Genomic DNA, 22,937 nt, shown 5'->3' with positions numbered 1-22,937 from the left:
GCGGATGCGGTCGCTGGGGAGGCCGGCGCCCGGGGTTAATGGGCTCGGTCAGGGTCGGTCCAATCGGCGGATGCGGGCGCCGACTCGCCGTCAGACGCGTGGGTGGAGGCGGCGTGTCCCATCCGATCTCCGCTGACCGGTCCGTCTCGCGCGCTCGCGGCCCCCTCGCCCGGTCCGGTCCGGCTTGGTCAGATTCGACACGGTCCGCGGATGCCGGCGCCGACTCGCCGTGGAACGCCGCACCGGGGCGGCGTGTCGCATCCGATCTCCGCTGACTGGTCCCGACCCGAAAGCGTCGAGCTGACCCGTCCGTCCCGGGCCGCGGCCTGCCTCGGGCGTAACGGCCTCGACTTTCCCCTTACGCTGGGCACATGCGTCCCAGAACAGCCCACCTCCTGCTCGTCGCCGCAGCGGGGCTGCTCGCACTCTCGGGATGCGCCAGCGGCTCCCCCGCCGGAAACTCGGAAGCGCCCTCCTCGGCCCCGGCATCCGCGACCGCCGACGCGAGCGACTGTTCCGGCGTCGGAATCGTCATCGACGCCGGTACTCTCGACACCGGCAAGACGGATCTCGCGACGTCCACGTGCGTCGACACGAAGAGCGCTATCGGCGCAGCCGACGCCCTCTCGAAGGCGGGCATCACGACGAAGGGGACCGATCAGTATCCCGACGAGGTGGTCTGCCGGGTGAACGGTGAGCCATCCGCCGACACCGTCATCCCCGCGCCCGATGGCACCGACTACCGCGAGACGTGCGGCGCTATGCCCGCGGCGTTCGCATACTGGTCGATCTGGACGAAGCCGTCCGGCGGCGAATGGGCCTACGCCACCGAGGGCCTCAGCACCCTGCAGCTGAAGCCGGGCGAGCAGCTCGAGCTGCTGTTCCAGATCAACGAGCAACCGGCGACGCCCTCCCCCTGATGTTCCGCTTCCGCGCTGGCCCGCTGCGCACGGCCGCCGCTCTCGCGGTCGGGTTCATCGTGTTGCGCGTGGTCTACCGCGTGCTGTTCGGCGGCGTCGGCGGCGGGGATGTCGTGCTGATCGACCTTCCGCTGCTGTACCTCCCGCCCCCGTTCGCGCACGTCACGCTGCTCGGACCGATCACCCTCGGCGGCCTGGGCTCGGCCGCGCTCAGTGCAGTGCCCATCGCGGCGGCGATCCTGGCGTTTGGCGTCGTCGCATCCGTCATCGACATGTCCCGGGTGTTCGCGCGCGGCGCGCGGGGAGGTCCGCTGAGCGGTCTGGCGCGGGCGCTCGTGATCGCCTGGTCGACGCTTCCGCAGTTGACGGATGCCGTGCGCTCGGTCCGCACCGCGCGCGCCCTCCGCGGCGAGCGCGGCGTGGCATCTCTCGTGGTTCCCGTGTTCGAGCGGACCATCGAACGCGCCGTCGCGGTGGCCGCCGCCATGGAGGTGCGCGGGTTCGCCGCCGGTCATCCTCGGGAGGGCGCATGCGAGAGGCCGGTGGTGCTCCGGGACGTGTCGATCGGGTTCGAGGGCGGCGGCGGAGCGGGCGTCGCCGAACCGGATGAAGAATCGCGGTACCCCGGCGCACCGGATGTCATTCTGCGCGACGTCGATCTCGAACGGATGCCGGGCACGCTGACTCTCGTGGTCGGGCCGACGGGCAGCGGCAAGTCCACGCTGCTGCACTCGCTCAGCGGACTGCACACCCACGTCGACGACGGTTGGGCGACGGGCCCGATCCGGGTCGGCGGGCTCGATCGCATCGCCGTACCGCCACGGGACACGTCCGGCTTCGTCGGCGTCGTGATGCAGCGGCCTGCGATGGGATTCGCGACGGAGTCCGTCGACGACGAGATCGCGTTCGCACTCGATGTGCGTGGGGTGTCGCCCACGATCGTCGCTGCCCGCGTGGCGGGGGTGGCCGAGCAGGTTGGCATCCGTCATCTGCTCGGCCGGAGCCTGCGCGCGCTGTCGGCCGGCGAGGCGAGCCTGGTCGCGGTGGCGAGCGCGGTCGTCCAGCGGCCGAGTCTGCTGCTCGTCGACGAGCCGCTCGCCGACCTGGATTCCGCGGCGCGCACACGTGTGGTCGCCCTGCTCGACCGGCTGGCGCACGAGGCCGGCGTCTGCGTCATCGTCGTCGAGCACCGCGCGGCCGAGTTCACTTCCGTGGCCGACGAGGTGCTCGCGATCACGGATGGGACGCTTCGGCCGGTGGGCGCGGCCCGTGACGAGTCGGCGGATGCGGGCGCCGACCCGCCGATGCGCGCCGTGCCCGCGCGGCGTGTCGCATCCGATCTCCGCGAACTGGCCCGCCGCGCCCCCTCGCTCGAGGTAGTGGGACTGAGCGTCGCTCACGGAACGTCCGTCCCGGTGACGGATGCCGAACTCGCGGTGGACGCTGGCGAGATCGTCGCGATCCACGGCCCGAACGGTGCCGGCAAGAGCAGCCTGCTCGAGGCGATCGCCCGACCGCGTCGAGGCGGGCAGGTCATCGTGGGGGGAACGGATGCGGCTGGACTCAGCCGCCATACTCTGCGCGCCCGGGTCGCCCTCGTGCCGGATGACTCGGACGACCTGCTCTTCTGCCTCACTGTCGACGAGGAGTGCCGGCGGAACGATCGCACCAGTCGCCTACCGCGCGGTACGACGGCCGGAGTCCTCGCCACCCTCCTTCCGGATCTCGCGGCCGCACCCGCCCGGTCCGAGGCCCTCGCCACCCTCCTGCCCGACCTCGCCGACGCACCCGCCCGGTCCGAGGCCCTCGCCACCCTCCTGCCCGACCTCGCCGACGCACCCGCCCGGTCCGAAGCCCTCGCCACCCTCACCACGCGCATCCCGATCCGCACCCTCGCCACCCGCACCACGCGCATCCCGATCCGCACCCTCGCCACCCGCACCACGCGCATCACGATCCGCACCCTCGCCGCCCGCACCTCTCCAACCCCTGCCGCCCCCACCCCCCTTACCCCTGCCTCCCGCACCTCCTCCACCCCTACCCATGCATCGCTCTCCGGCTCCCGCACGGCGCCCCGACTTTCCGCGTGGGTACGCGACCGCCATCCGCGCGACCTCTCGGTCGGTCAGCGACGGTGCCTCGTGCTCGCCATCCAGCTCGCGGCCGCACCCGCGGTGCTGCTCGTCGACGAGCCCACCCGCGGCCTCGACCCGGTGGCGACCTCCCTCGTCGCATCCGCCCTGCGCCGGGCAGCGGATGTCGGAGCCGCGGTCGTCATCGCCACCCACGACGCGGAGTTCGCCGTTGCCGTGGCGGATCGCCGCATCCGCATGCAGGATGGCCGGTTGGCGACCTCCGAGGCGGTGGTGACGTGACCGCCCAGCACATGACCGGGCCCGAGACGAATGGAGAGCCGAACGCCCCGCTGGCCAAGCCGAGACGATCAAGCAGCACGCGTCGGCCGGGCTGGTCGACCTGGCTCCTCGTCACCGGCAACGTGATCGCGGCCGCGGCGTTCTGCTGGCCCCTCGTGGTCCCCGCACTCCCGCAGCAGGCCCGAGACGCCGCACCGATCGCCGCGCTGGCCGTCATCCCCTTCGCCGCCGTCGCGCTCGGCCTCGCCCTCGACGGCCGGGTGCGATCGGCCAAGACACTTGCGCTGCTCGGCACGCTCACGGCCATCGGAACCGCCACCCGCGTCGCCGGAGCGGGCGTCGGCGGCGTCGAGTTGGTGTTCGTCCTGCTCATCCTCGCCGGCCGCGCATACGGCGCCCGCTTCGGGTTTCTCCTCGGCATGCTCACGATCGCCCTGTCGTCGACGGTGTTCGGCGGCTTCGGCCCGTGGACCCCGTTCCAGATGTTCGCCTGCGGGTGGGTAGGCGCCGGTGCGGCGTTGATTCCGGGCGCGCGGACGGCATCCGTCTCGCCGAGCCGAGGGCGACGGATGCGCGAAGCCGGCATCCTCGCGCTCTACGGCGCCCTCGCGTCCTACGCCTTCGGGCTCATCATGAACCTGTGGTTCTGGCCGTTCGCCGTCGGAACCGGAACCGACATCTCGTACGCACCGGGTGCGCCGCTGGGCCAGAACCTCGCATCGTTCGGCCTGTACACGTTGGTCACGTCGACGCTCACGTGGGACACGTTGCGCGCGATCACGACGGTCGTCGGCATCCTCGTGGCCGGCCCCGCCGCCCTTGCGGCGCTCCGTCGGGCGAAGCTGTCGCGCCCGGGACGGCGGCTCGGTGGCCGAACGCCCGCCGCACAATTCAGGAGCGGAGAGCGTGTCGCGCCCGAGCCAGCGGCCGGAGACCCGGCGACACACCTGCACTCCTGAATTGCGCAGAAGGAGCCCAGGCGGAAGTCCCGACGGGCCACCCCGCGCGGCATCTAGCCCCGACCCCGAGCCTCGGCCCTCGAGTCCCCGAGCAGCTACACCGAGAAGTACTTCGCCTCGGGGTGGTGGAACACGAACGCATCCGTGGACTGCTCCGGGTGCAGCTGCAGCTCCTCGCTGAGCTCGACGCCCATGCGCTCGGGCCGTAGCAGCTCGACGACCTTTCGCCGATCCTCCATATCGGGGCAGGCGGGATACCCGAGCGAGAAGCGAGCGCCGCGATACTCGAGCTTGAACATGCCGGCGATGTCGCGCGGATCCTGCTCGGCGAGGCCCAGCTCGGAACGGATGCGGGCGTGCCAGTACTCGGCGAGCGCCTCCGTCAGCTGCATCACCAGACCATTCAGCTCCAGGTAATCGCGGTACTTGTTCTCGGCGAACAGGCGCGCGGTCACCGCGTCGACGCGCGAACCGGCGGTGACGAGTTGGACCGGCAGCACGTCGACGACACCGGACTCGCGCGAGTGCACGAAGTCGGCCAGGCACAGGTGCCGGTCGCGACGCTGACGAGGGAAGGAGAAGCGCAGCCGGTCGGATCCGAGGGTGGCGCGACGTCCGTCTTGCCGGGCGCCTGATGCGCCGCCCAAGCCGAGCGACCCGCCATCCGGCGCGAGCAAGCCCGGGAAGCCCAGCACCCCATCCGGATCGTCGCCGTGGTTCAGCACCACCACGTCGTCGCCCTCCGACACCACCGGGAAGTACCCGTAGGCGACGGATGCGTCGAGCATCCCCTCGGAGAGGATGCGGTCGAGCCACATGCGCAGCCGCGGACGCCCCTCCGTCTGCACGAGCTGGTCGTAGCTGAGCGCGTCATCCGCCCGCCCGGGCTTGAGCCCCCACTGCCCCATGAAGGTCGCGCGCTCGTCGAGGAAGGCGGCGAAGTCGGCGAGGGCGATTCCGCGCACGATGCGGGTGCCCCAGAACGGCGGGCGCGGCACCGGCACGTCGGTGGCCACCTGCGACCGCGCGGGCATCGCCTCGGGCTCGGTGAGGGTGAGCAGGCCAGGTCGATGGATGCGCTTCTTGAGAGCCGGCAGACCCACACTCTCGGGGGCCGCCCCGCGGGCGATCGCTACCAGCGGCTCCATGAGGGCGAGGCCCTCGAAGGCGTCGCGCGCGTAGCGGACCGTGCCGTCGAAGAGGTCGGCGAGGTCGTCCTCGACGTAACTGCGGGTGAGCGCCGCCCCGCCGAGCAGCACCGGCCAGCGACCGGCGAGGCCGCGGGAGTTCAGCTCGAGCAGGTTGTCCTTCATGACGACGGTGGACTTCACCAGCAGTCCGCTCAGGCCGATCACGTCGGCGTTGTGCTCCTCGGCGGCGGCGATGATGTCGGCGATGGGCTGCTTGATGCCGAGGTTGATCACCTCGTAGCCGTTGTTCGTCAGGATGATGTCGACGAGGTTCTTGCCGATGTCATGCACGTCGCCGCGCACGGTCGCGAGCACCATCCGCCCCTTGCCGGCCTGGTCGGTCTTCTCCATGTGCGGCTCGAGCAGCGCGACGGCCGACTTCATCACCTCGGCCGACTGCAGCACAAACGGCAGCTGCATCTCGCCGCTTCCGAAGCGCTCGCCGACGACCTTCATGCCCGCGAGCAGGTGCTCGTTGATGATGTCGAGCGCACTCATCCCGTCGGCCATCGCGAGCTGCAGGTCGTCATCCAGCCCCTTGGCCTCGCCGTCGATGATGCGCCGTTCGAGACGCTCGCCCACCGGGAGGGCAGCGAGCTCGGCGGCTCGGGCATCCCGCAGCGCCGCTGTGTCGACGCCCGCGAAGAGGTCGAGCATGCTCGCGAGCGGGTCGTAGGTGGTGTTGCCGTCGGCGTCGTACTCTCGGCGGTCCCAGACCAGGTCGAGGGCGACCTTGCGGCGGTCGTCGGGAACGGATGCCAGCGGCACGATCTTGGCGGCGTCGATGATGCCGGAATCGAGCCCCGCCTCGACGGCCTCGTGCAGGAACACCGAGTTGAGCACACTGCGCGCAGCGGGGTTGAGCCCGAACGACACGTTGGAGACCCCGAGGGTGGTGTGGATGCCCGGGTACTTCGCGTTCACCGCACGGATCGCCTCGATCGTCTCGATGGCGTCGCGGCGGGTCTCCTCCTGACCGGTGGCGATCGGGAAGGTGAGCATGTCGACGATGATGTCCTCGACCTTGAGCCCCCACTCGTCGACGAGCGTGTCGACGAGGCGGGATGCGATGCGCATCTTGTCGGCGGTCGTGCGGGCCTGACCCTGCTCGTCGATCACGAGGGCGATGACGGCGGCACCGTGCTCTTTCACGAGCGGCATGATGCGGCCGAAGCGCGAGTCCGGTCCGTCACCGTCCTCGAAGTTGACCGAGTTGACCACCGGTCGACCACCGATCAGCTCCATACCGGCACGGATGACGGCGGGCTCGGTGGAGTCGATCACGAGCGGCAGCGTCGACGAGGTGGCGAACCGCGACACCACCTCACGCATGTCGGCGACGCCGTCGCGCCCGACGTAGTCGACGCAGACGTCGAGCAGGTGAGCGCCGACGCGGATCTGGTTGCGCGCGATCTCGACGCAGTCGTCCCAGCGCCCCTCGAGCATCGCCTCGCGGAACGCCTTGGATCCGTTGGCGTTGGTGCGCTCGCCGATGGCCAGGTAGGAGGCGTCCTGGTCGAAGCTGACGTGCTGGTACAGGCTGGCAACGCCCGGTTCGGGCTGCGGATGCCGCTCCGCGGGCTGGTCGCCGCGGAGCCGTTCCACGACCGCGCGGAGGTGGTCGGGAGTGGTGCCGCAGCATCCGCCGATGAGGCCGAGACCGAACTCGCGCACGAACTGTTCGTGAGCGATGGCGAGCTCGTCGGGGGTGAGCGGATAACTGGCGCCGTTCGCGCCGAGCACGGGCAGGCCGGCGTTGGGCATGCACACGACGGGAACGCCCGAGTGCCGCGAGAGGTGGCGGAGGTGCTCGCTCATGAGGTCGGGGCCGGTGGCGCAGTTGAGGCCGATCGCGTCGACGCCGAGCGGCTCGAGTGCGGTGAGGGCCGCGCCCACCTCACTGCCCATGAGCATGGTGCCGGTGGTCTCGACCGTGATCTCGACGAAGATGGGCAGACGGATGCCGGTGGCCACGATGGCCTGCTTGCATCCGTTCACGGCTGACTTGGTCTGCAGCAGGTCCTGGCTCGTCTCGATGAGGAACGCGTCCGCCCCGCCGTCGATGAGTCCGATCGCCTGCTCGGCGAAGGTCTCCTTGAGGTGCGCATAGGTGGTGTGGCCGAGGGTGGGCAGCTTCGTGCCGGGGCCCATGGAACCCAGAACCCAGCGCGTGCGCCCATCCGTCGCCTCGGCCGCCTCGACGCGCTCGCGGGCGATGCGCGCGCCGGCCGCAGCGAGTTCGCGGATGCGGTCGTCGATGCCGTAGTCGGAGAGGTTGGACCAGTTGGCGCCGAAGGTGTTGGTCTCGACGGCGTCGATGCCGGTGGCCAGGTAGGCGTCGTGGATCGCCGCGATGATGTCGGGGCGGCTGACATTGAGGATCTCGTTGCAGCCCTCGAGCTGCTGGTAGTCCTCGAGCGACGGATCGTGCTCCTGCAGCATGGTGCCCATGGCGCCGTCGGCCATGACCACGCGGCTCTGCACCGCGTCGAGCAGCGCCTGCGCGCGCTCGGGACGCGGCACGCCGTCGATGTCGATGGCGAAGCGCGGCATGGTGCCGCTCGGCGTTGTCACACGCCGATCCTATGGTCAGCCGCCCACATCACCCGGCGAGCGTGAGTTCTCCTCTCCGTTTACAGGATGAGAGCCCACCGACCTCCCCCGACGACCCTGGCGACGCTCTCGTCCTGTAAACGCGAGAGCTTCGTGCGCGCTACGCTCGGGCCATGGTCGACGAACAGGGTCAACGCGTGCGCCTCTACACCTGGCTCTTCATCGGCGTGGGCGTCGTGATGGTCGTCGCCGGCCTCATCGACCTGCTGACGGTCGGCGGAAGCGCGTTGCTGGACTGGGTGGTCATCGCGTGCGGCGTATTCAACATCGGCATAGCCGTCATCTTCCATCAGCGCCGCCGGTAGGCCCTCCGCATTCCTCCTGCCCGGGCGACTTGACCGCAACCTCGGCGAGTGGGATGCTCGAAAGCTGCGCAGAACGCACTTGGGGGTGCGGCGTCGACCCCCTTCACGCTCGAGCACCATCGAGTGTCGGTGGGCTGCCCTAGTCTGACGGCGCCGCCCCAACATCACACAGCACCCCAGCCCGATCTCGTCGGGCGCGCCTCCCCAGACCCCGGAGAAACCAAATGCTCGGCAAGCTCCTCATCCGCTACCTGATGCCGTACCGCTGGCTGTTGCTCGGCGTGCTGCTCTTCCAGATCCTCGCCGTCGGCGGTTCGCTCTGGCTTCCCCGCCTGAACGCGGAGATCATCAACAACGGCGTGGCCAAGGCCGACACCGGCTACATCTGGAGCCACGGCGTCTTCATGCTGCTGGTCTCCCTCGGCCAGATCGTCGCATCGGTCGTCGCCACCTACTTCGCCGCGCGAGCAGCGATGAGCGCCGGCCGCGACATCCGACTCGACGTCTTCGACAAGGTCAGCGGGTTCTCGGAGCGCGAGGTCAGCCGTTTCGGCGCCGGCTCACTGATCACCCGCAACACCAACGACGTTCAGCAGGTGCAGATGCTGGCGATGATGGGCGCGACCATGCTCATCACGGCACCGTTGCTGGCCGTCGGAGGAATCTTCTTCGCGATCAACGAGGACATCGGCCTCAGCTGGATCATCGCGGTCGCCGCACCGATCCTGCTGGTCGTCATCGGCTTCATCGTCAGCCGCATGGTCCCGCTGTTCCGTTCCTGGCAGAGCAAGCTCGACGCGGTCAACCGCATCCTGCGCGAGCAGCTCACCGGCGTTCGCGTGGTGCGCGCGTTCGTCCGGGAGGACATCGAGGCGGAGCGCTTCCGCGAGGCGAACACCGACATCATGATCGTCGGCCGCAAGGTCGGAGAGCTGTTCATCCTGCTGTTCCCGCTCGCGATGCTGCTCGTGAACATCACGGTGGTCGGGGTGATCTGGTTCGGCGGCATCCGGGTCGACAACGGCGACATGCAGATCGGCAGCCTGTTCGCCTTCATGGCCTACGTCATGCAGGTGTTCTTCGGCGTGCTGATGGCGAGCTTCATGGCCATCATGATTCCGCGGGCCGCAGTGAGCGCCGAGCGCATCAGCGACGTGCTGGCGACGGATGCCGACCTCGAGCGCCCCGTCGACGGACTCGTCCAGACCGCGCCCGGGACCGTCGAGTTCCGCGACGCGACCTTCGCCTACCCGGGCGCGGAGCATCCGGTGGTCGAGGGCATCTCGTTCCGCGCCGAGCCGGGTGAGACCGTCGCGGTCGTCGGATCGACCGGCGCTGGCAAGACCACCCTCATCAGCCTCATTCCGCGCCTGTTCGATGTGACCGGCGGCCAGGTGCTCGTGGGCGGCGTCGACGTGCGCGAGGCCGACGCCGACGGCCTCTGGAAGAGCATCGGCCTCGTGCCGCAGCGCCCGTTCCTGTTCACCGGAACCATCGCGTCGAACCTGCGCTTCGGCCGCGAGGACGCAACGGACGACGAGTTGTGGCGCGCCCTCGAGATCGCCCAGGGTCGCGACTTCGTGGAGGAGATGGAAGGCCGGCTGGACGCGCGCGTCGCGCAGGGCGGCACCAATGTCTCCGGCGGACAGCGGCAGCGGCTCGCGATCGCGCGGGCCATCGTGCACAACCCGCGGGTGCTCGTGTTCGACGACTCGTTCTCGGCACTCGACCTCACCACCGATGCCCGACTACGGCAGGCGCTCTGGCGGGAGTTGCCCGAGGTGACCAAGATCGTGGTCGCCCAGCGCATCTCCACGATCGTGGAGGCCGATCGCATCGTGGTTCTGGACGATGGCCGCGCCGTCGGCATCGGAACCCACGATGAGCTCCTCGAGAGCTCGCAGACCTACCGGGAGATCGTCCAGTCGCAGCTCGGAGTGGAGGCCAAGTGATGGCGCGCAACAGCAAGAACGCAGAGATCGCCCCCGTCGAGGAGCCCGTGCTCACCGCCGACGAGGCCCTCGAGCTCGAACTGGCCGAGCAGGCCCGCATCAATTCCGGCGACTGGGACTCGGTCGCGCCGGGCAAGGCGAAGAACTTCCGCCAGAGCTTCGGCCGGCTCCTCGGGCTGCTGAAGCCGCACGCCCTCGCGTTCGGCATCGCGTCACTGCTCGGAGCCCTCGGCGTCGTGCTGACGGTCACCGCACCGAAGGTGCTCGGCGAGGCCACCAACCTCATCTTCGAGGGCGTCGTCTCCAAGCAGCTCTCCCAGTCCTTCCCCGCCGGCACCAGCCAGAGCCAGGTCGTCGCTGCGCTGCGACAGGCGGGTCAGGGCGACTTCGCCAATATCGTCGCCGCGATGAAGGGCTTCGAGATCGGCGGCGGCGTCGACTTCGTTCGGCTGAGCCAGATCCTGATGATCGTGATCCTGCTGTACGTCGGCTCCTCGGTGCTGATGTGGATCCAGGGCTACGTGATCAACCGCATCATGATGCGCGCGACGTGGCAGCTGCGTGAGGACGTCGAGGCGAAGATCTCGCGGCTCCCTCTGTCGTACTTCGACAAGGTGCAGCGCGGTGAACTGCTCTCCCGGGTCACCAACGACATCGACAACATCACCCAAACGTTGCAGCAGTCGTTGTCCCAGGCGCTCACCTCCGTGCTGACGGTCATCGGCGTGCTCGTGCTGATGTTCTCGATCTCGTGGCAGCTGGCCATCGTCGCCTTGGTCGCACTCCCGTTCATGGGCGTGATCTTCGGTGTCATCGGCCCGAAGTCGCAGAAGCAGTTCGGCATCCAGTGGAAGAAGATGGGCCGGCTCAACGCCCGCGTCGAGGAGTCGTTCTCCGGCCACGCCCTCGTTCGCGTGTTCGGTCGCGAACAGGATTCGCGCGACAAGTTCCAGGCCGAGAACGAGGAGCTCTACCAGGCCGCGTTCAAGGCTCAGTTCCTGTCGAACATCATGATGCCCGCGATGATGTTCGTCGGAAACCTGACCTACGTCGGCATCGCGGTCCTCGGCGGCCTGATGGTCGCCAGCGGACAGCTGCGCCTCGGCGACGTGCAGGCGTTCATCCAGTACTCCCAGCAGTTCACCCAGCCGTTGAGCGAACTGGGCGGCATGGCTGCGGTCGTGCAGTCGGGAACGGCATCCGCCGAGCGCGTGTTCGAACTGCTCGACGCTGACGAGCAGGAGCCCGACGACGTCGACGCTCCGGCGCCGGCCAACGGAGACGGAACCATCGTGTTCGAGAACGTCGCGTTCGCGTATACGCCCGACCGCCCGCTCATCCGCGACCTGTCGTTCAGCGTGCGCCCCGGTCAGACGGTCGCGATCGTCGGCCCGACCGGCGCAGGCAAGACGACCCTCGTCAACCTCATCATGCGGTTCTACGAGCTGGGCGGCGGTCGCATCCTGCTCGACGGCCAGGAGATCGCCGACCTGCGTCGCCGCGACGTGCGCGCCCGCACGGGCATGGTGCTGCAGGACCCGTGGCTGTTCGCGGGAACGATCCGCGAGAACATCCGCTATGGCCGCCAGTCCGCAACGGATGAGGAGATCCTCGACGCCGCTCGCACCACCTACGTCGACCGGTTCGTTCACTCGCTGCCGGATGGCTACGATACGGTGCTCGACGAGGACGCGTCGAATGTCTCCGCGGGCGAGAAGCAGCTCATCACGATCGCACGTGCCTTCGTGGCCGACCCGTCGGTGCTGATCCTCGACGAGGCCACCTCGTCCGTCGACACCCGCACCGAGCTGCTGCTGCAGCAGGCCATGGCCGCGCTCCGCGAGGGTCGCACGTCGTTCGTCATCGCGCACCGCCTCTCGACGATCCGGGACGCCGACCTCATCCTCGTGATGGAGCACGGCGACATCGTCGAGCAGGGCACGCACGAGGAGCTGATCCGACGCGAGGGCGCGTACTACCGCCTGTACAACTCGCAGTTCGAGGGCGCGACCGACATCGACGCCGAGCTCGCCGCCGTGACGGGCTCGGTGGGTGCCGTCGAGGAGGACGCAGCGGACTCCGCTCGGGTGTGATGCAACGCCCACCCACCGGCGCGCGTTGCGGGCGTGTGAAGATCATGTCAACCGAGACGCCGATCGTGCCACGACGGGAGCCCGCCCCCTAGTCTGAACCGATGAGCCTCGAGCTGACGCTGGGTGCGGAAGAAGAGCTGCACCTGATCGACCTGGAAACCAGGCGCCTGTCCGCTCGCGCGCCGCAGATCCTCTCGCAACTGCCACCCGAGAGCTTCACCGCGGAGATCCAGCGGACCACCGTCGAGATGACCACTGAGCCGGTCGCCACCCTCGACGGGCTCCGACGCGAACTCGCCCGCCTGCGCGGCACGCTCGCGAAGGCAGCGGCCAGCGAGGGGTTGGCACCCGCATCCGTCGCCACCGCTCCGCTGTCGGACTTCGCGGACTTCGAACTGACCAGCAGCGGACGCTACGGCCGTATGCAGGAGCAGTATCGGATGCTCGTCGACGAGCAACTCATCTGCGGCCTGCAGATCCACGTGGGCGTCTCCGACCGCGACCTCGCCGTGCAGATCATGCAACGGGTCGCCCAGGATCTGCCCGTGCTCACGGCCCTGTCGGCGAGCTCGCCGTATTGGAGCGGCAACGACACCGGCTACGCGAGCATTCGTTCCATCATCTGGCAGCGCTGGCCGAGTGCCGGTGCCACCGGCACACTGGGTTCCGCGGCCGAGTACGACGCGCTGCTCGAGGACCTCATCCGCAGCGGCGTCATCGCCGACTCGAAGATGGCTTATTTCGACGTGCGGCCGTCCTCCCACGTTCCCACCCTCGAGCTGCGCGTGTGCGACGCCTGCCCCATCATCGACGACGCCGTCCTGATCGCCGGGCTGTTCCGCGGCACGGTCGCGGCGGCCGCACGCGCCATCGAAGCGGGCGAGCCGTGGACTCCCCTGCGGTCGCCGATGCACCGAGCAGCCATGTGGCAGGCGGCGCGATCCGGGCTCAGCGATGATCTGCTCGACCACAGCCCGCATCCGCGCCCCGTGCCCGCATCCCAGGCGGTGCTCGCCCTCGTCGAACGCCTGCGGCCCGACCTCGAGGAGCTCGGCGACTACGACGAGGTCAGCGAGCTGGCCCGGCGCGTGCTCGCCCGAGGCAATTCGGCCGACCGCCAGCGCGCCGCCTTCGCGGAGCGCGGGTCGATGGAGGATGTCGTCGACCTCGTGTTGGCGGAGACGTCGGGCCCGGCATCCGGCCCGCTGCCCGCATCCGCCATCCTGAGGGGCTACCGCGCCCGGGCCGGCGACGAGGCAATCGGGCTGGCGTCCCGCCCCCGCGGCGTCTACCACGACCTCATCTCCCACCACCAGTCACTCACCGCCGACGACCGCGCCGGCCGGGAGCTCGAGCGAGACCAGTGGGTCAGCGAGGCGGGCCTCACCTTCGGCACCGGAGAGGATGCCGGTGACTTCCACGTCGACCTCATGCCCCGGGTCATCTCCGATCACGAGTGGGCAGCCATCCGGGCGGGCGTCACGCAGCGCGCCCGCGCCATCGAGCACTTCCTCCGAGACGTCTACGCCGACCAGCGCATCCTCACCGCCGGCATCGTGCCGCGCGACGCCGTCAGCGGAACCGGAGCCTGGCGCTCCGAGGCACTGCGGCTGCCGGTGGGCTCCGTCCACGCGCCCGTCATGGGCTTCGACCTGGTGCGCAACGAGGTCGGCGGATGGCGCGTGCTGGAAGACAACGTGCGCTCCCCGAGCGGGCTGGCATTCGCGGTGGCCGCCCGCGAGATCATGGACGGCGTCATGTCGGATGCGCCGCGCCCGGCCGACGTGATCGATCCCACGCGCGTCTTCGCCGACCTCCGCGACACCCTGCTGGTCGCGGCACCCGAGGGCAGCCGGGCGGCGCTGCTCTCCAGCGGCCCGAGCAGCTCGGCCTGGTACGAGCATCGTCGACTGGCCCAGGAGGCCGGTCTGCTACTGCTCACCGCGGAGGACGTGCGCGTGGCCGACGACGTCGTGTACGCCGGTGACGAGCGCGTGGGCGCCCTCTACCTCCGCCTCGACGACGAGCTCGCGCTGCTGAAGACGGCATCCGGCGACCCGCTCGGCGAACAGCTGCTCGATGTTGCGGCATCCGGCGGGGTCGTGCTGGCCAACGCTCCGGGCAACGGCGTCGCCGACGACAAGGCCATGTACTGCTACGTGCCCGAGTTCATCGGGTTCTACCTCGACGAGCGCCCGCTGCTCGAGGCGGTGCCCACCTATCGCACGAGCGACGAGGTGGAGCGGGCCATCGTGCTCGGACGACTGGGCGAGCTGGTGACCAAGCCCGTCGACGGGCAGGGCGGCGCCGGGGTGATGATCGGCCCGTACGCGAGCGCCGCCGCGGTCGCCGAACGGCGGGCCGCCATCCTCGAATCGCCGTCGGCGTGGGTGGCTCAGGAGCTCGTGCGGCTCTCATCGCACCCGACCTGGGCCGACGACCACCTGCAGCCGCGACATGTCGACCTGCGTGTGTTCGCCTTCGTCACGGGCACCGGGCCCGACGACGTGCGGGTGGCGGATGTCGCCCTCACCCGGGTGGCGCGCGAAGGCAGCATGGTGGTCAACTCCTCCGCGGGCGGAGGCGCGAAGGACACCTGGATCCGGCGGGCGACGAAGGAGGACAGCTGATGTGCGGCTTGGCTGGCGAAATCCGATTCGACGGGCGCAGCGCGGATGTCGGCGACCTCGCGCTCATGACCGCGTGCATGGTGCATCGCGGACCGGATGGCGACGGCCTGTGGGCGCACGGACCCGCGGCGCTCGGCCACCGTCGGCTGTCCATCATCGACCTGAGCGCGGCCGGGTCGCAGCCCATGGTCGACACCGCGATCGGGCTCACCGTCGCCTTCAACGGCTGCATCTACAACTACCAGCAGCTGCGCGCTGAACTCGAGTCGACAGGGCACCGATTCTTCTCCACGAGCGACACGGAGGTCATCGGCAAGGCGTACGCGCAGTGGGGCACGGATTTTGTCGACCACCTCATCGGCATGTTCGCGATAGCGATCGTCGAGCACGCCAGCGGGCGGCTGGTGCTCGCGCGCGACCGCCTCGGCATCAAGCCGCTCTACCTCACCGAGACGGGCGAACGCCTGCGGTTCGCCTCGACGCTGCCCGCGCTCCTCGCCGGCGGTGGTGTCGACACCGGCATCGACCGCACCGCGCTGGCGTACTACATGAGCTTCCACTCGGTCGTGCCGGCCCCGCTCACCATCCTGCGCGGAGTGCGAAAGCTCCCGCCCGCAACCATGCGCGTCGTCGAGCGCGACGGCACCAGCCGCGAGCACGTCTACTGGACACCTGACTTCACTCGCGATCCGGCTCGCGCGGACTGGTCGGACCAGGACTGGCAGGACGCCGTCATCCAGAGCCTGCGCACGGCGGTAGATCGCCGCATGGTCGCCGACGTTCCGGTGGGAGTGCTGCTCTCGGGTGGCATCGACTCGAGCCTCGTCGTCGCCCTCTTGGCCGAGGCCGGGCAGACCGATCTGAAGACCTTCAGCATCGGCTTCGAGTCGGCGGGTGGCGAGTCGGGCGACGAGTTCGAGTACTCCTCGCTCGTCGCCGAGCGCTTCGCAACCGACCACCACCGCATCCCCATCGACAGCGCTCGCCTCCTGCCGGCCATCGACGCGACCGTCGCCGCGATGAGCGAGCCGATGGTCAGCCACGACTGCGTCGCCTTCTACCTGCTCAGCCAGGACGTGTCGGCATCCGTCAAGGTGGTGCAGTCCGGCCAGGGCGCCGACGAGGTGCTCGGCGGCTACGACTGGTACCCGCCGCTGGCCGGCGTCGATCGCTCCGACGCGGTCGAGGCGTACTCGAGAGTGTTCTTCGACCGGCGGTGGGCGGACATGCCGAGCGTGCTCTCTCGCGAGTGGCTGTCCGACACGGATGCGCCGACGGCCTTCATCACCGAGGGTTTCGGCGCGGCGGGCGCCGAGTCGGCGGTCGATGCCGCGCTCCGCAACGACACCATGGTGATGTTGGTGGACGACCCGGTGAAACGCGTCGACAACATGACGATGGCGTGGGGACTCGAGGCTCGGGTGCCCTTCCTCGACCACGAGTTCGTCGAACTGGTCGGTCGCATCCCGCCGGAGCTGAAGCTCTCCGACGGCGGCAAGGGCGTGCTCAAGCGGGCCGCGCGCGGCATCGTGCCCGACGAGGTGATCGACCGGACGAAGGGGTACTTCCCGGTGCCCGCCATCCGTCAGCTCGAGGGGCCGTATCTGAATCGCGTGCGCGACGCGCTCACCGACCCGGCCGCCCGCGAGCGCGGCCTGTTCCTGCCCGCCACGGTCCAACGCCTCCTCGCCGACCCCAACACCGCCCGCACGACGCTCGGTTCCAACGCCCTGTGGCAATTAGCGCTGCTCGAGATGTGGCTGCAGGAGCAGGGGGTGCGGTGAGCGAGGGCACGACCGAGACCGCGACCCCGACCGACACCGACGCGTCGTCCGCACCCGTGACCGCCGCCGTCGCCCTCGGCGAGCGACTCGTGCACGCCTGGGGCAGTTGGGGGCCCACGATGACGCCGGATGCAGCCCGCGTCGCCTTCATCAGCGACCGCGGCGGAACCCCGGCGGTGTGGGTCGGCGATGTCCACGGCGCAGGTCCGGCTCAGCGCATCGACCTCGGACCCGACCCCGTGGTGAGCGTGAGCTGGTCCGCCGACAGTGCGTGGCTCTCGTGCGTCGTCGCGACCGACGGCGGAGTGCGCACCCAGGTGTGGGTCGTCCGCCCCGACGGGAGCGATGCCCGGCGGCTGGCCGGATCCGCGCAGGTGCACGCCGAGATGGGCCCGTGGACCCGCAGCGGACACCGCGTGGTGGTCACCATCCCGCCGGTGCAACCGGGTGACGCGACCTACTCCTACCTCGCCGATCCGGCCACCGGCGAGCTGCATCCGCTGGCGACGGGCGAGCTCATCTCGGTGCTCGACCTCTCTGTGGAGGAGCGCCTCGTCGTACTCCGTGACGGCATGCGTGGCCGCCACTTCTGCGTGATGGTCGACCGTCTCGCCGACGTCGACCGTCCGCTCACGCCGCGTTCGGCCACCGGCACCACCGAGTCCGCCATCCTGCGTCCCGCTCCCGAGGGCATGGACGCTCCCCTCATCGCCTACCTGGTGACGGATGTCGGGCTCGAGCGCAAACAGCTCGTCGCCACACCTCTAGGCCCCCATGAGACGACGGGCGAGATGCGACTCGTGGCATCCCGCGACGACGCCGAACTGGAGGAGGTCGACGCCGACGACGCCGGGCGCCTGCTGCTGCTGGTGTGGAACGTCGCCGGTGCGAGCGAGCTGGAGCTGCTCGACCCCGCGACCGGTGAACGCAACCCGGTTCGAGGCCTGCCGGGAACGGTCGCCTCCGGAGTGGTGCTCAGCCGTGACGGACTCAGCGTGCTGCTCGCCATCGAGAGCCCCGACCATCCGCGGGCCATCTGGCGCCTCGACGTGCCGACGCACAGTTGGAGCGTGGTGAGCGCGATCCCGCCGTTGGCCGACGCGACGCTGGTACATCCGACCCTCGAATGCTACCGGGGTGCCGACGGCCTGGAACTCACGGGGTGGCTCTATCGCGTGCCGGGCGCCGCACGGCCCGGGCCGGCGATGCTCTGGCTGCACGGCGGGCCGGAGGCGCAGGAGCGACCCACCTTCTCTCCCCAGCACCAGGCGATGCTGGCCGCGGGAATCGCCGTGTTCGCCCCCAACGTCCGAGGATCATCGGGATTCGGCCGCGCGTTCGTGCACGCCGACGAACGCGAGAAGCGGCAGGACGCGTTCGAGGATGTCGTGGCCTCCGCGCGGCTGCTCGTGGACATCGGGGTCGCCGACGCGGAGCGCATCGCGATCACCGGCCGCTCCTACGGCGGGTACCTCACGCTCGCCGGGCTGGCGTTCTCGCCGGGGGTGTTCGCGGCGGGCGTCGACGTCTGCGGGATGAGCGACCTGCACACCTTCTACCGCGACACCGAGCCGTGGATCGCTGCCGCGGCGTACTCGAAGTACGGGCACCCGCGGCGCGACCGTGCGCTGCTGAAGACGCTCTCCCCGCTGCGGTCGGTGCGTTCGATCACGGCGCCGCTGCTCGTGGTGCATGGTGAGCTCGACACCAACGTTCCCATCGGCGAGGCGCATCAGGTGGTGGATGCGCTCCGCAAGCTCGGTCGGCCGGTCGAGTACCTCGAGCTCGCCGGCGAGGGGCACGAGTATCGCCGGCTCGACTCCCGCGTGACGCTGCTGCGCCGCACGGTCGAGTTCCTGGCCGCCGCCCTCACCCCCTGACCCCGCCCCATCCGTTGGGCATTTGTTGTCCCAATCGGGGCCCGGAGAGCGCAACTGATGCCCAACGGTCAACCGGCCCCTGCGATCGACAGGCCCGGGGACGACGGAACCCCCGCCATCCGGAGATGACGGGGGTTCCGATTATCGGGCGGTCGGACGACCGCGCGGTGCTGCTTTCTAGGAGAGCACGCGGATGTTCTCCGCCTGCAGACCCTTCTGGCCCTGGGTGGTCTCGAATTCGACCTTCTGGTTCTCCTCGAGCGAACGGTAGCCGCCCGAGTTGATGGCGCTGAAGTGCGCGAAGACGTCGGCTGAGCCGTCGTCGGGGGAGATGAAGCCGAAGCCCTTGTCAGCGTTGAACCACTTGACGGTTCCGGTTGCCATGTTGTTATTCCTTCTTGTATTCATTCGGCCCACTCTGTGCGGGCCGATGCCGTCATCCGAGGATGTCGGCGTCTCCTCGAGCGTGGTGCTCGGGGAAATATGGGGGGTCAGACCCGCCTGAACTGCGCAACCATCGGGCAGTCGAACGGGTCACGGGCTGAGAGCCCGACGCGGTTGAGGTAACGGATGACGATGCCATACGAACGCACCAACGTCGTCTCAGTGTATGGCACGTCGACGGTTGCGCAATGGTCGCGCACGATCTCGCGTGCGCGGGCGAGGTGCGGGCGGGGCATGTTGGGGAACAGGTGGTGCTCGACCTGGTAGTTCAGGCCGCCCATGAGGATGGACGCCCACCATCCGCCCGAGATGTTGCGCGAGGTGAGCACCTGCTTGCTGAAGAAGTCGAGCTTGGCACCCTCGGGGATGATCGGCATGCCCTTGTGGTTGGGGGCGAACGACGCGCCCATGTAGACGCCGAAGACGGCCAACTGCACGCCGAGGAACGCGAATGCCATGCCGAGCGGCAGAACCCAGAAGATGATGCCGATGTAGATCACGAGCCGCGCGGCGATGATCGAGAGCTCGAGCGCGCGCCCCTTCACGACACCCCGGCTGAACAGCGACCGGATCGACGTGTAGTGCAGGTTGATGCCCTCGAACGTGAGGAGCGGGAAGAACAGGTAGCCCTGCCGCCGGGTGACCCAGGCCATGATGCCGCGCTGCTTGGCGGCCGAGTCCTCAGTGAACGAGATGGTGTCGAACTCGATGTCGGGGTCCTTGCCCATCTTGTTCGGGTTCGCGTGGTGCCTGCTGTGCTTGGTCATCCACCACTGGTAGCTGATGCCCACGACGGCGGTCGCGATGATGCGGCCCACGCGGTCGTTCGCCGGGCCGGACTCGAGCACCTGGCGGTGCGACGCCTCGTGGGCGAGGAAGGCGAACTGCGTGAAGATGAGGCCGAGCGACCCCGCGATGAGGAGCTGGAACCAGCTGTCCCCGAGGAGGACGAAGCCGGTGACCGCTCCGCCGAGGGCGAGAACGAGGATGGCGACGACGGTCAGGTAGAACCAGCGCGCCCGCTGCAGCAGCCCGGTCTCGCGGACCACCCGCGACAGTGCGGTGTAGCTCTGGGTGAGATTAGGGGCCCCAGCGGTACGGGGAGACGTCGAGCGAACGGTGCCGAGAGTCGAGACCCCGGCGGAGGAGGTGTCAGCGATGGTGGGTATCCAAGCCGTTAGAGGCTTCCCAGCCGATGTGACACGGACAACCGCCCGCTAGTCGATACTCAACCGTAGTGGGCACGGACTGGCATTGTGCTGTGAAACGCGAAAGACGCTCGGTTATATGCGTCAGCCGGCATACATCACACTCCGCCGCCTCCGCCGCCGCCCCCTCCGCCGCCCGAACTGGCGCCGCCTGAGCCGCCGCTCGATGCGGAGAACGTGGAGGTGGTGCTCGCCGTCACGCCGCTGACTCCGCTCGCGAAGGCTGCGGCGTTGAACGCCGACGTGCCGTAGTACCAGGTCGGCGCCCCACCCTGCTGCTCGTACGCCCGACCGAGTTCGGCGAGCCACTTCTTCTCGTGCTTGAACAGCACCGCCCACGGCAGCAGTCGTTCGTTGAGCTCGAGCACCTGGGCCGGATCGTCCGCCGCCACGGGTGTGCGCAGCGCCCCCTGCGGGGACTGGAGGTAGCGGATGCGGTCCGCCTCGGCGAGGCCGATGTACAGGTCGAGACCGCGCAGATGATCGCGGAGTTCGACGCCGCGTGCGGCGAGCGGCCACCGCGCGATGGCGATGATGCTCAGCACACCGGCCACGAGACCCACCGCGATGAACACGCCGGGCCAGAATCCGCCCACGGCTCGGTCGAGGGCGACGAATGCGAACAGGAGCGCGAGAGCGCTCGTCGCCACCGCCGCGAGGACGACACCCACCAGGAGTCCGACGGGCAGGCTCCGGCGATATCCGTTGACGACGGCGTCTTTGCGCACCCTCGTGCTGAAGGCGCTCAGCCGCTTGACCGCCGCTGAATCCTGCTTCGCGAGCGACCGGGTCTCGCCGGGGGTGAGAGTGTCGCCGAACAGGGCGTGCAGGAACTCGAGCTCGTCGGCCGTGGGTTCAGGCGCTCGGAACGCCTGCCGCCCGGTCGCGTTGGTTCCGACGAATTCGAGATCGTAGGTCGGCTTGCCGAACAGCCCCGTGGACGGAGCCTCGCGCACGTTGATGCGACCCGAGACGGCGAGCGCGAGCACCTGGGCTGGCACCGATCGCGCGGTGGTGCCGGAGACCAGTGCCGAGAGCGCGATGCCGGCATCCGGTGGCGGAAGGTACTCCGGCACGATCGTTCCGCGTCCCGGCGCATCCCTCAGCCGCGTGAACCGCAGCACGAACGCGGCGGCCGCCGTGAGGACGCCGAGGAGCACCATGAGCGCGGAGAGCGGCGGCCACGGCGTCGCCCAGGACCCGTCGGCGCGGGGCGTGAAGGTGTGCGGCGAGAAACCGATGGCGAACGTCAGGTTCTCACCGGCGCCGAGATCCGTCGCCTCGAATGCGAACCCGTCGTCGGTCTGCATGACGGATGCCGGAGTGCTCGACCCGGCCGAACCCGACACCGCGTCGACCTTGCCCGTGAGGGCGTCTCGCAGGCCGGAGGCTAGGTGCACCGTCGCACTCACGCGGGCGAACGACTGCGCCCACCCGGTTCCGTTGACGTCCCAATAGAACTCGTCGTCATCGGTGTCGCCGAAGTACCGGGTGACGTTGTGCTGCGTGTAGGTGATGACGTAGGTCTGACGACCGTGCACGTAGGCGTCGCCGGCGATGGTCAGCGACTCGACGTCGTCGTCGCTGTCGGATTCGTAATGACGCGGAGTTCCATTCTCGTCGGTGACGGAGCTCACGCGCAGGTCGGTCGGGTGGCCGTCGTAGGTGTCGACGAGTTCACGGCGGATTCCGCGATTCTGGTCCGACTGCGGAAACTCGGCCACGAGCGTCTCGACGACGGTGAGGGTGGAACGTCCGTCAGCGTCGGTGCCGAGACGATAGTCCCCGTCGAAGCTCGCGAAGCTGAAGTCGTTCACGTCGGCGTGCGCAGGCGACCCGCCGCCGAGCGCAGCGAGCGTGAGACCACCGATGGTGAGGGCGGCGAACGCGGCCGCGATGAGTCGTCGCACGCCCTCAGCCTACGAGGCGGCCAGCGGTATCCGCCCATGCCGAGGATGAGCGCCCGGACGGTGGCGGCGCTAGTGGTCGAGGATGCGCTGGAAGAGGTAGTGGTCCTGCCACCACCCGGCGATGCGCAGGTAGCGAGGCGCCATTCCCGTGCGTTCGAAGCCGTTGCGCTCGAGCACCCGCTGCGATGCGACGTTGTGCAGCAGGGTGCTGGCCTCGACGCGGTGCAGGCCGAGATCGTCGCGGGCGTGGGCTACGATGACGGCGACGGCTCCGGTCGCAACGCCCGAGCCCTCGAGGCGGTGGTCGACCCAGTAGCCCAGCCGCGCGTTCTGGAACACCCCGTGCTCGATCGCGCTCAGGGTGAATCGGCCGACCACCTCGTCCCCGTCGAACACCGCGAGCGGCAGCATGGACCCTGCTTCATAGCCGGCCTCGTAGCGCGCGAGTTCCTGTCTCCACCAGCCCTCGGTGTAGAACTCCGGGGTGCGCACCGGCTCCCACGGAGCCAGATGCTCTCGGTTGAGCGCGTAAGCGGCCACCATGGCAGCGGCGTCCGCCATCACGACGGGGCGCAGTTCGAGTCCATCACGCAGGGCAGCAGGTCTCACCCGACGAGCCTAGCCAGCCGCGAAACGCAGGATGAGATCGGCGATGGCCGCATATCGCAGCCATG

At 69.4% G+C, this 22,937-nt stretch carries 14 protein-coding genes; 9 read left to right on the top strand and 5 right to left on the bottom strand.

All coding sequences use genetic code 11. The features are described from left to right. Window positions 1–371 precede the first annotated feature (371 nt). The 3 genes from E6C70_RS08255 to E6C70_RS08245 are packed head-to-tail and all read left to right on the top strand — an operon-like array spanning window position 372 to window position 4,254. Window positions 372–920 (top strand): hypothetical protein, encoded by a 549-nt coding sequence (locus E6C70_RS08255; RefSeq protein ID WP_136424074.1) that lies wholly within the window; start codon window positions 372–374, stop codon window positions 918–920. Continuing rightward, window positions 920–3,295, top strand: coding sequence for an ATP-binding cassette domain-containing protein (locus E6C70_RS08250; RefSeq protein ID WP_168770886.1), 2,376 nt, complete (start codon window positions 920–922; stop codon window positions 3,293–3,295). Before E6C70_RS08255 ends, E6C70_RS08250 begins: the two co-directional genes overlap by 1 nt. Next, window positions 3,292–4,254 carry an ECF transporter S component gene (locus E6C70_RS08245; RefSeq protein ID WP_235833350.1) on the top strand — a complete coding sequence of 321 codons (963 nt, stop codon included), beginning with the start codon at window positions 3,292–3,294 and terminating at the stop codon, window positions 4,252–4,254. The genes E6C70_RS08250 and E6C70_RS08245 overlap by 4 nt, the downstream gene beginning before the upstream one ends. Window positions 4,255–4,349: 95 nt before the next feature. On the opposite strand, the gene metH is transcribed toward E6C70_RS08245, so the two are convergent. Continuing rightward, a complete protein-coding gene (gene metH / locus E6C70_RS08240; RefSeq protein WP_136424379.1) occupies window positions 4,350–7,997 on the bottom strand; it encodes a methionine synthase in 3,648 nt (1,215 codons plus the stop codon). A gap of 173 nt (window positions 7,998–8,170) precedes the next feature. On the opposite strand from metH, the gene E6C70_RS08235 reads away from it, so the two are divergent. The 6 genes from E6C70_RS08235 to E6C70_RS08210 all read left to right on the top strand — a co-directional run bounded on the left by E6C70_RS08235 (window position 8,171) and on the right by E6C70_RS08210 (window position 18,701). After that, complete coding sequence (locus tag E6C70_RS08235) at window positions 8,171–8,362, top strand: hypothetical protein (RefSeq protein ID WP_136424072.1); 192 nt, start codon at window positions 8,171–8,173, stop codon at window positions 8,360–8,362. Between the two features lie 224 nt (window positions 8,363–8,586). Further along, window positions 8,587–10,314, top strand: coding sequence for an ABC transporter ATP-binding protein (locus E6C70_RS08230; protein ID WP_136424071.1), 1,728 nt, complete (start codon window positions 8,587–8,589; stop codon window positions 10,312–10,314). Then, the gene (locus E6C70_RS08225) at window positions 10,314–12,407 is read left to right on the top strand and encodes an ABC transporter ATP-binding protein (protein ID WP_136424070.1); all 2,094 of its coding nucleotides are present in this window, start codon (window positions 10,314–10,316) and stop codon (window positions 12,405–12,407) included. The genes E6C70_RS08230 and E6C70_RS08225 overlap by 1 nt, the downstream gene beginning before the upstream one ends. 101 nt (window positions 12,408–12,508) lie before the next feature. Next, complete coding sequence (locus E6C70_RS08220; RefSeq protein ID WP_136424069.1) at window positions 12,509–15,037, top strand: carboxylate--amine ligase/circularly permuted type 2 ATP-grasp protein; 2,529 nt, start codon at window positions 12,509–12,511, stop codon at window positions 15,035–15,037. Continuing rightward, window positions 15,037–16,821, top strand: a complete 1,785-nt coding sequence (locus tag E6C70_RS08215) for an N-acetylglutaminylglutamine amidotransferase (RefSeq protein ID WP_136424068.1) — start codon at window positions 15,037–15,039, stop codon at window positions 16,819–16,821. Before E6C70_RS08220 ends, E6C70_RS08215 begins: the two co-directional genes overlap by 1 nt. Further along, complete coding sequence (locus E6C70_RS08210; RefSeq protein ID WP_235833349.1) at window positions 16,818–18,701, top strand: S9 family peptidase; 1,884 nt, start codon at window positions 16,818–16,820, stop codon at window positions 18,699–18,701. Before E6C70_RS08215 ends, E6C70_RS08210 begins: the two co-directional genes overlap by 4 nt. 177 nt (window positions 18,702–18,878) lie before the next feature. Here the strand turns inward: E6C70_RS08210 and E6C70_RS08205 are convergent, their stop codons facing one another. The 4 genes from E6C70_RS08205 to E6C70_RS08190 all read right to left on the bottom strand — a co-directional run bounded on the left by E6C70_RS08205 (window position 18,879) and on the right by E6C70_RS08190 (window position 22,872). Further along, window positions 18,879–19,085, bottom strand: a complete 207-nt coding sequence (locus E6C70_RS08205; protein WP_136424067.1) for a cold-shock protein — start codon at window positions 19,083–19,085, stop codon at window positions 18,879–18,881. 107 nt (window positions 19,086–19,192) lie between these two features. Then, entirely contained in the window at window positions 19,193–20,314 is a 1,122-nt protein-coding gene (locus E6C70_RS08200; RefSeq protein ID WP_136424066.1) for a fatty acid desaturase family protein, read from the bottom strand. 137 nt (window positions 20,315–20,451) lie between these two features. Then, a complete protein-coding gene (locus tag E6C70_RS08195) occupies window positions 20,452–22,263 on the bottom strand; it encodes a DUF2207 domain-containing protein (protein WP_136424065.1) in 1,812 nt (603 codons plus the stop codon). 69 nt (window positions 22,264–22,332) lie between these two features. Beyond that, window positions 22,333–22,872: a GNAT family N-acetyltransferase gene (locus E6C70_RS08190; RefSeq protein WP_136424064.1), complete on the bottom strand. Its 540-nt coding sequence runs from the start codon at window positions 22,870–22,872 to the stop codon at window positions 22,333–22,335. Between the last annotated feature and the right edge of the window lie 65 nt (window positions 22,873–22,937).

The sequence above is a fragment of the Orlajensenia flava genome, from assembly GCF_004801905.1.
Classification (GTDB): domain Bacteria; phylum Actinomycetota; class Actinomycetes; order Actinomycetales; family Microbacteriaceae; genus Orlajensenia; species Orlajensenia flava.
The sequence above is the reverse complement of the archived record's forward strand: the minus strand, read 5'-3'. Positions and strand labels throughout refer to the sequence as shown.

Coding starts and splice junctions, on each gene's coding strand:
- E6C70_RS08225 (WP_136424070.1), top strand. CDS start 10,314: ATGGCGCGCAACAGCAAGAACGCAGAGATCGCCCCCGTCGAGGAGCCC.
- E6C70_RS08220 (WP_136424069.1), top strand. CDS start 12,509: ATGAGCCTCGAGCTGACGCTGGGTGCGGAAGAAGAGCTGCACCTGATC.
- E6C70_RS08255 (WP_136424074.1), top strand. CDS start 372: ATGCGTCCCAGAACAGCCCACCTCCTGCTCGTCGCCGCAGCGGGGCTG.
- metH (WP_136424379.1), bottom strand. CDS start 7,997: ATGCCGCGCTTCGCCATCGACATCGACGGCGTGCCGCGTCCCGAGCGC.
- E6C70_RS08230 (WP_136424071.1), top strand. CDS start 8,587: ATGCTCGGCAAGCTCCTCATCCGCTACCTGATGCCGTACCGCTGGCTG.
- E6C70_RS08205 (WP_136424067.1), bottom strand. CDS start 19,085: ATGGCAACCGGAACCGTCAAGTGGTTCAACGCTGACAAGGGCTTCGGC.
- E6C70_RS08250 (WP_168770886.1), top strand. CDS start 920: ATGTTCCGCTTCCGCGCTGGCCCGCTGCGCACGGCCGCCGCTCTCGCG.
- E6C70_RS08235 (WP_136424072.1), top strand. CDS start 8,171: ATGGTCGACGAACAGGGTCAACGCGTGCGCCTCTACACCTGGCTCTTC.
- E6C70_RS08215 (WP_136424068.1), top strand. CDS start 15,037: ATGTGCGGCTTGGCTGGCGAAATCCGATTCGACGGGCGCAGCGCGGAT.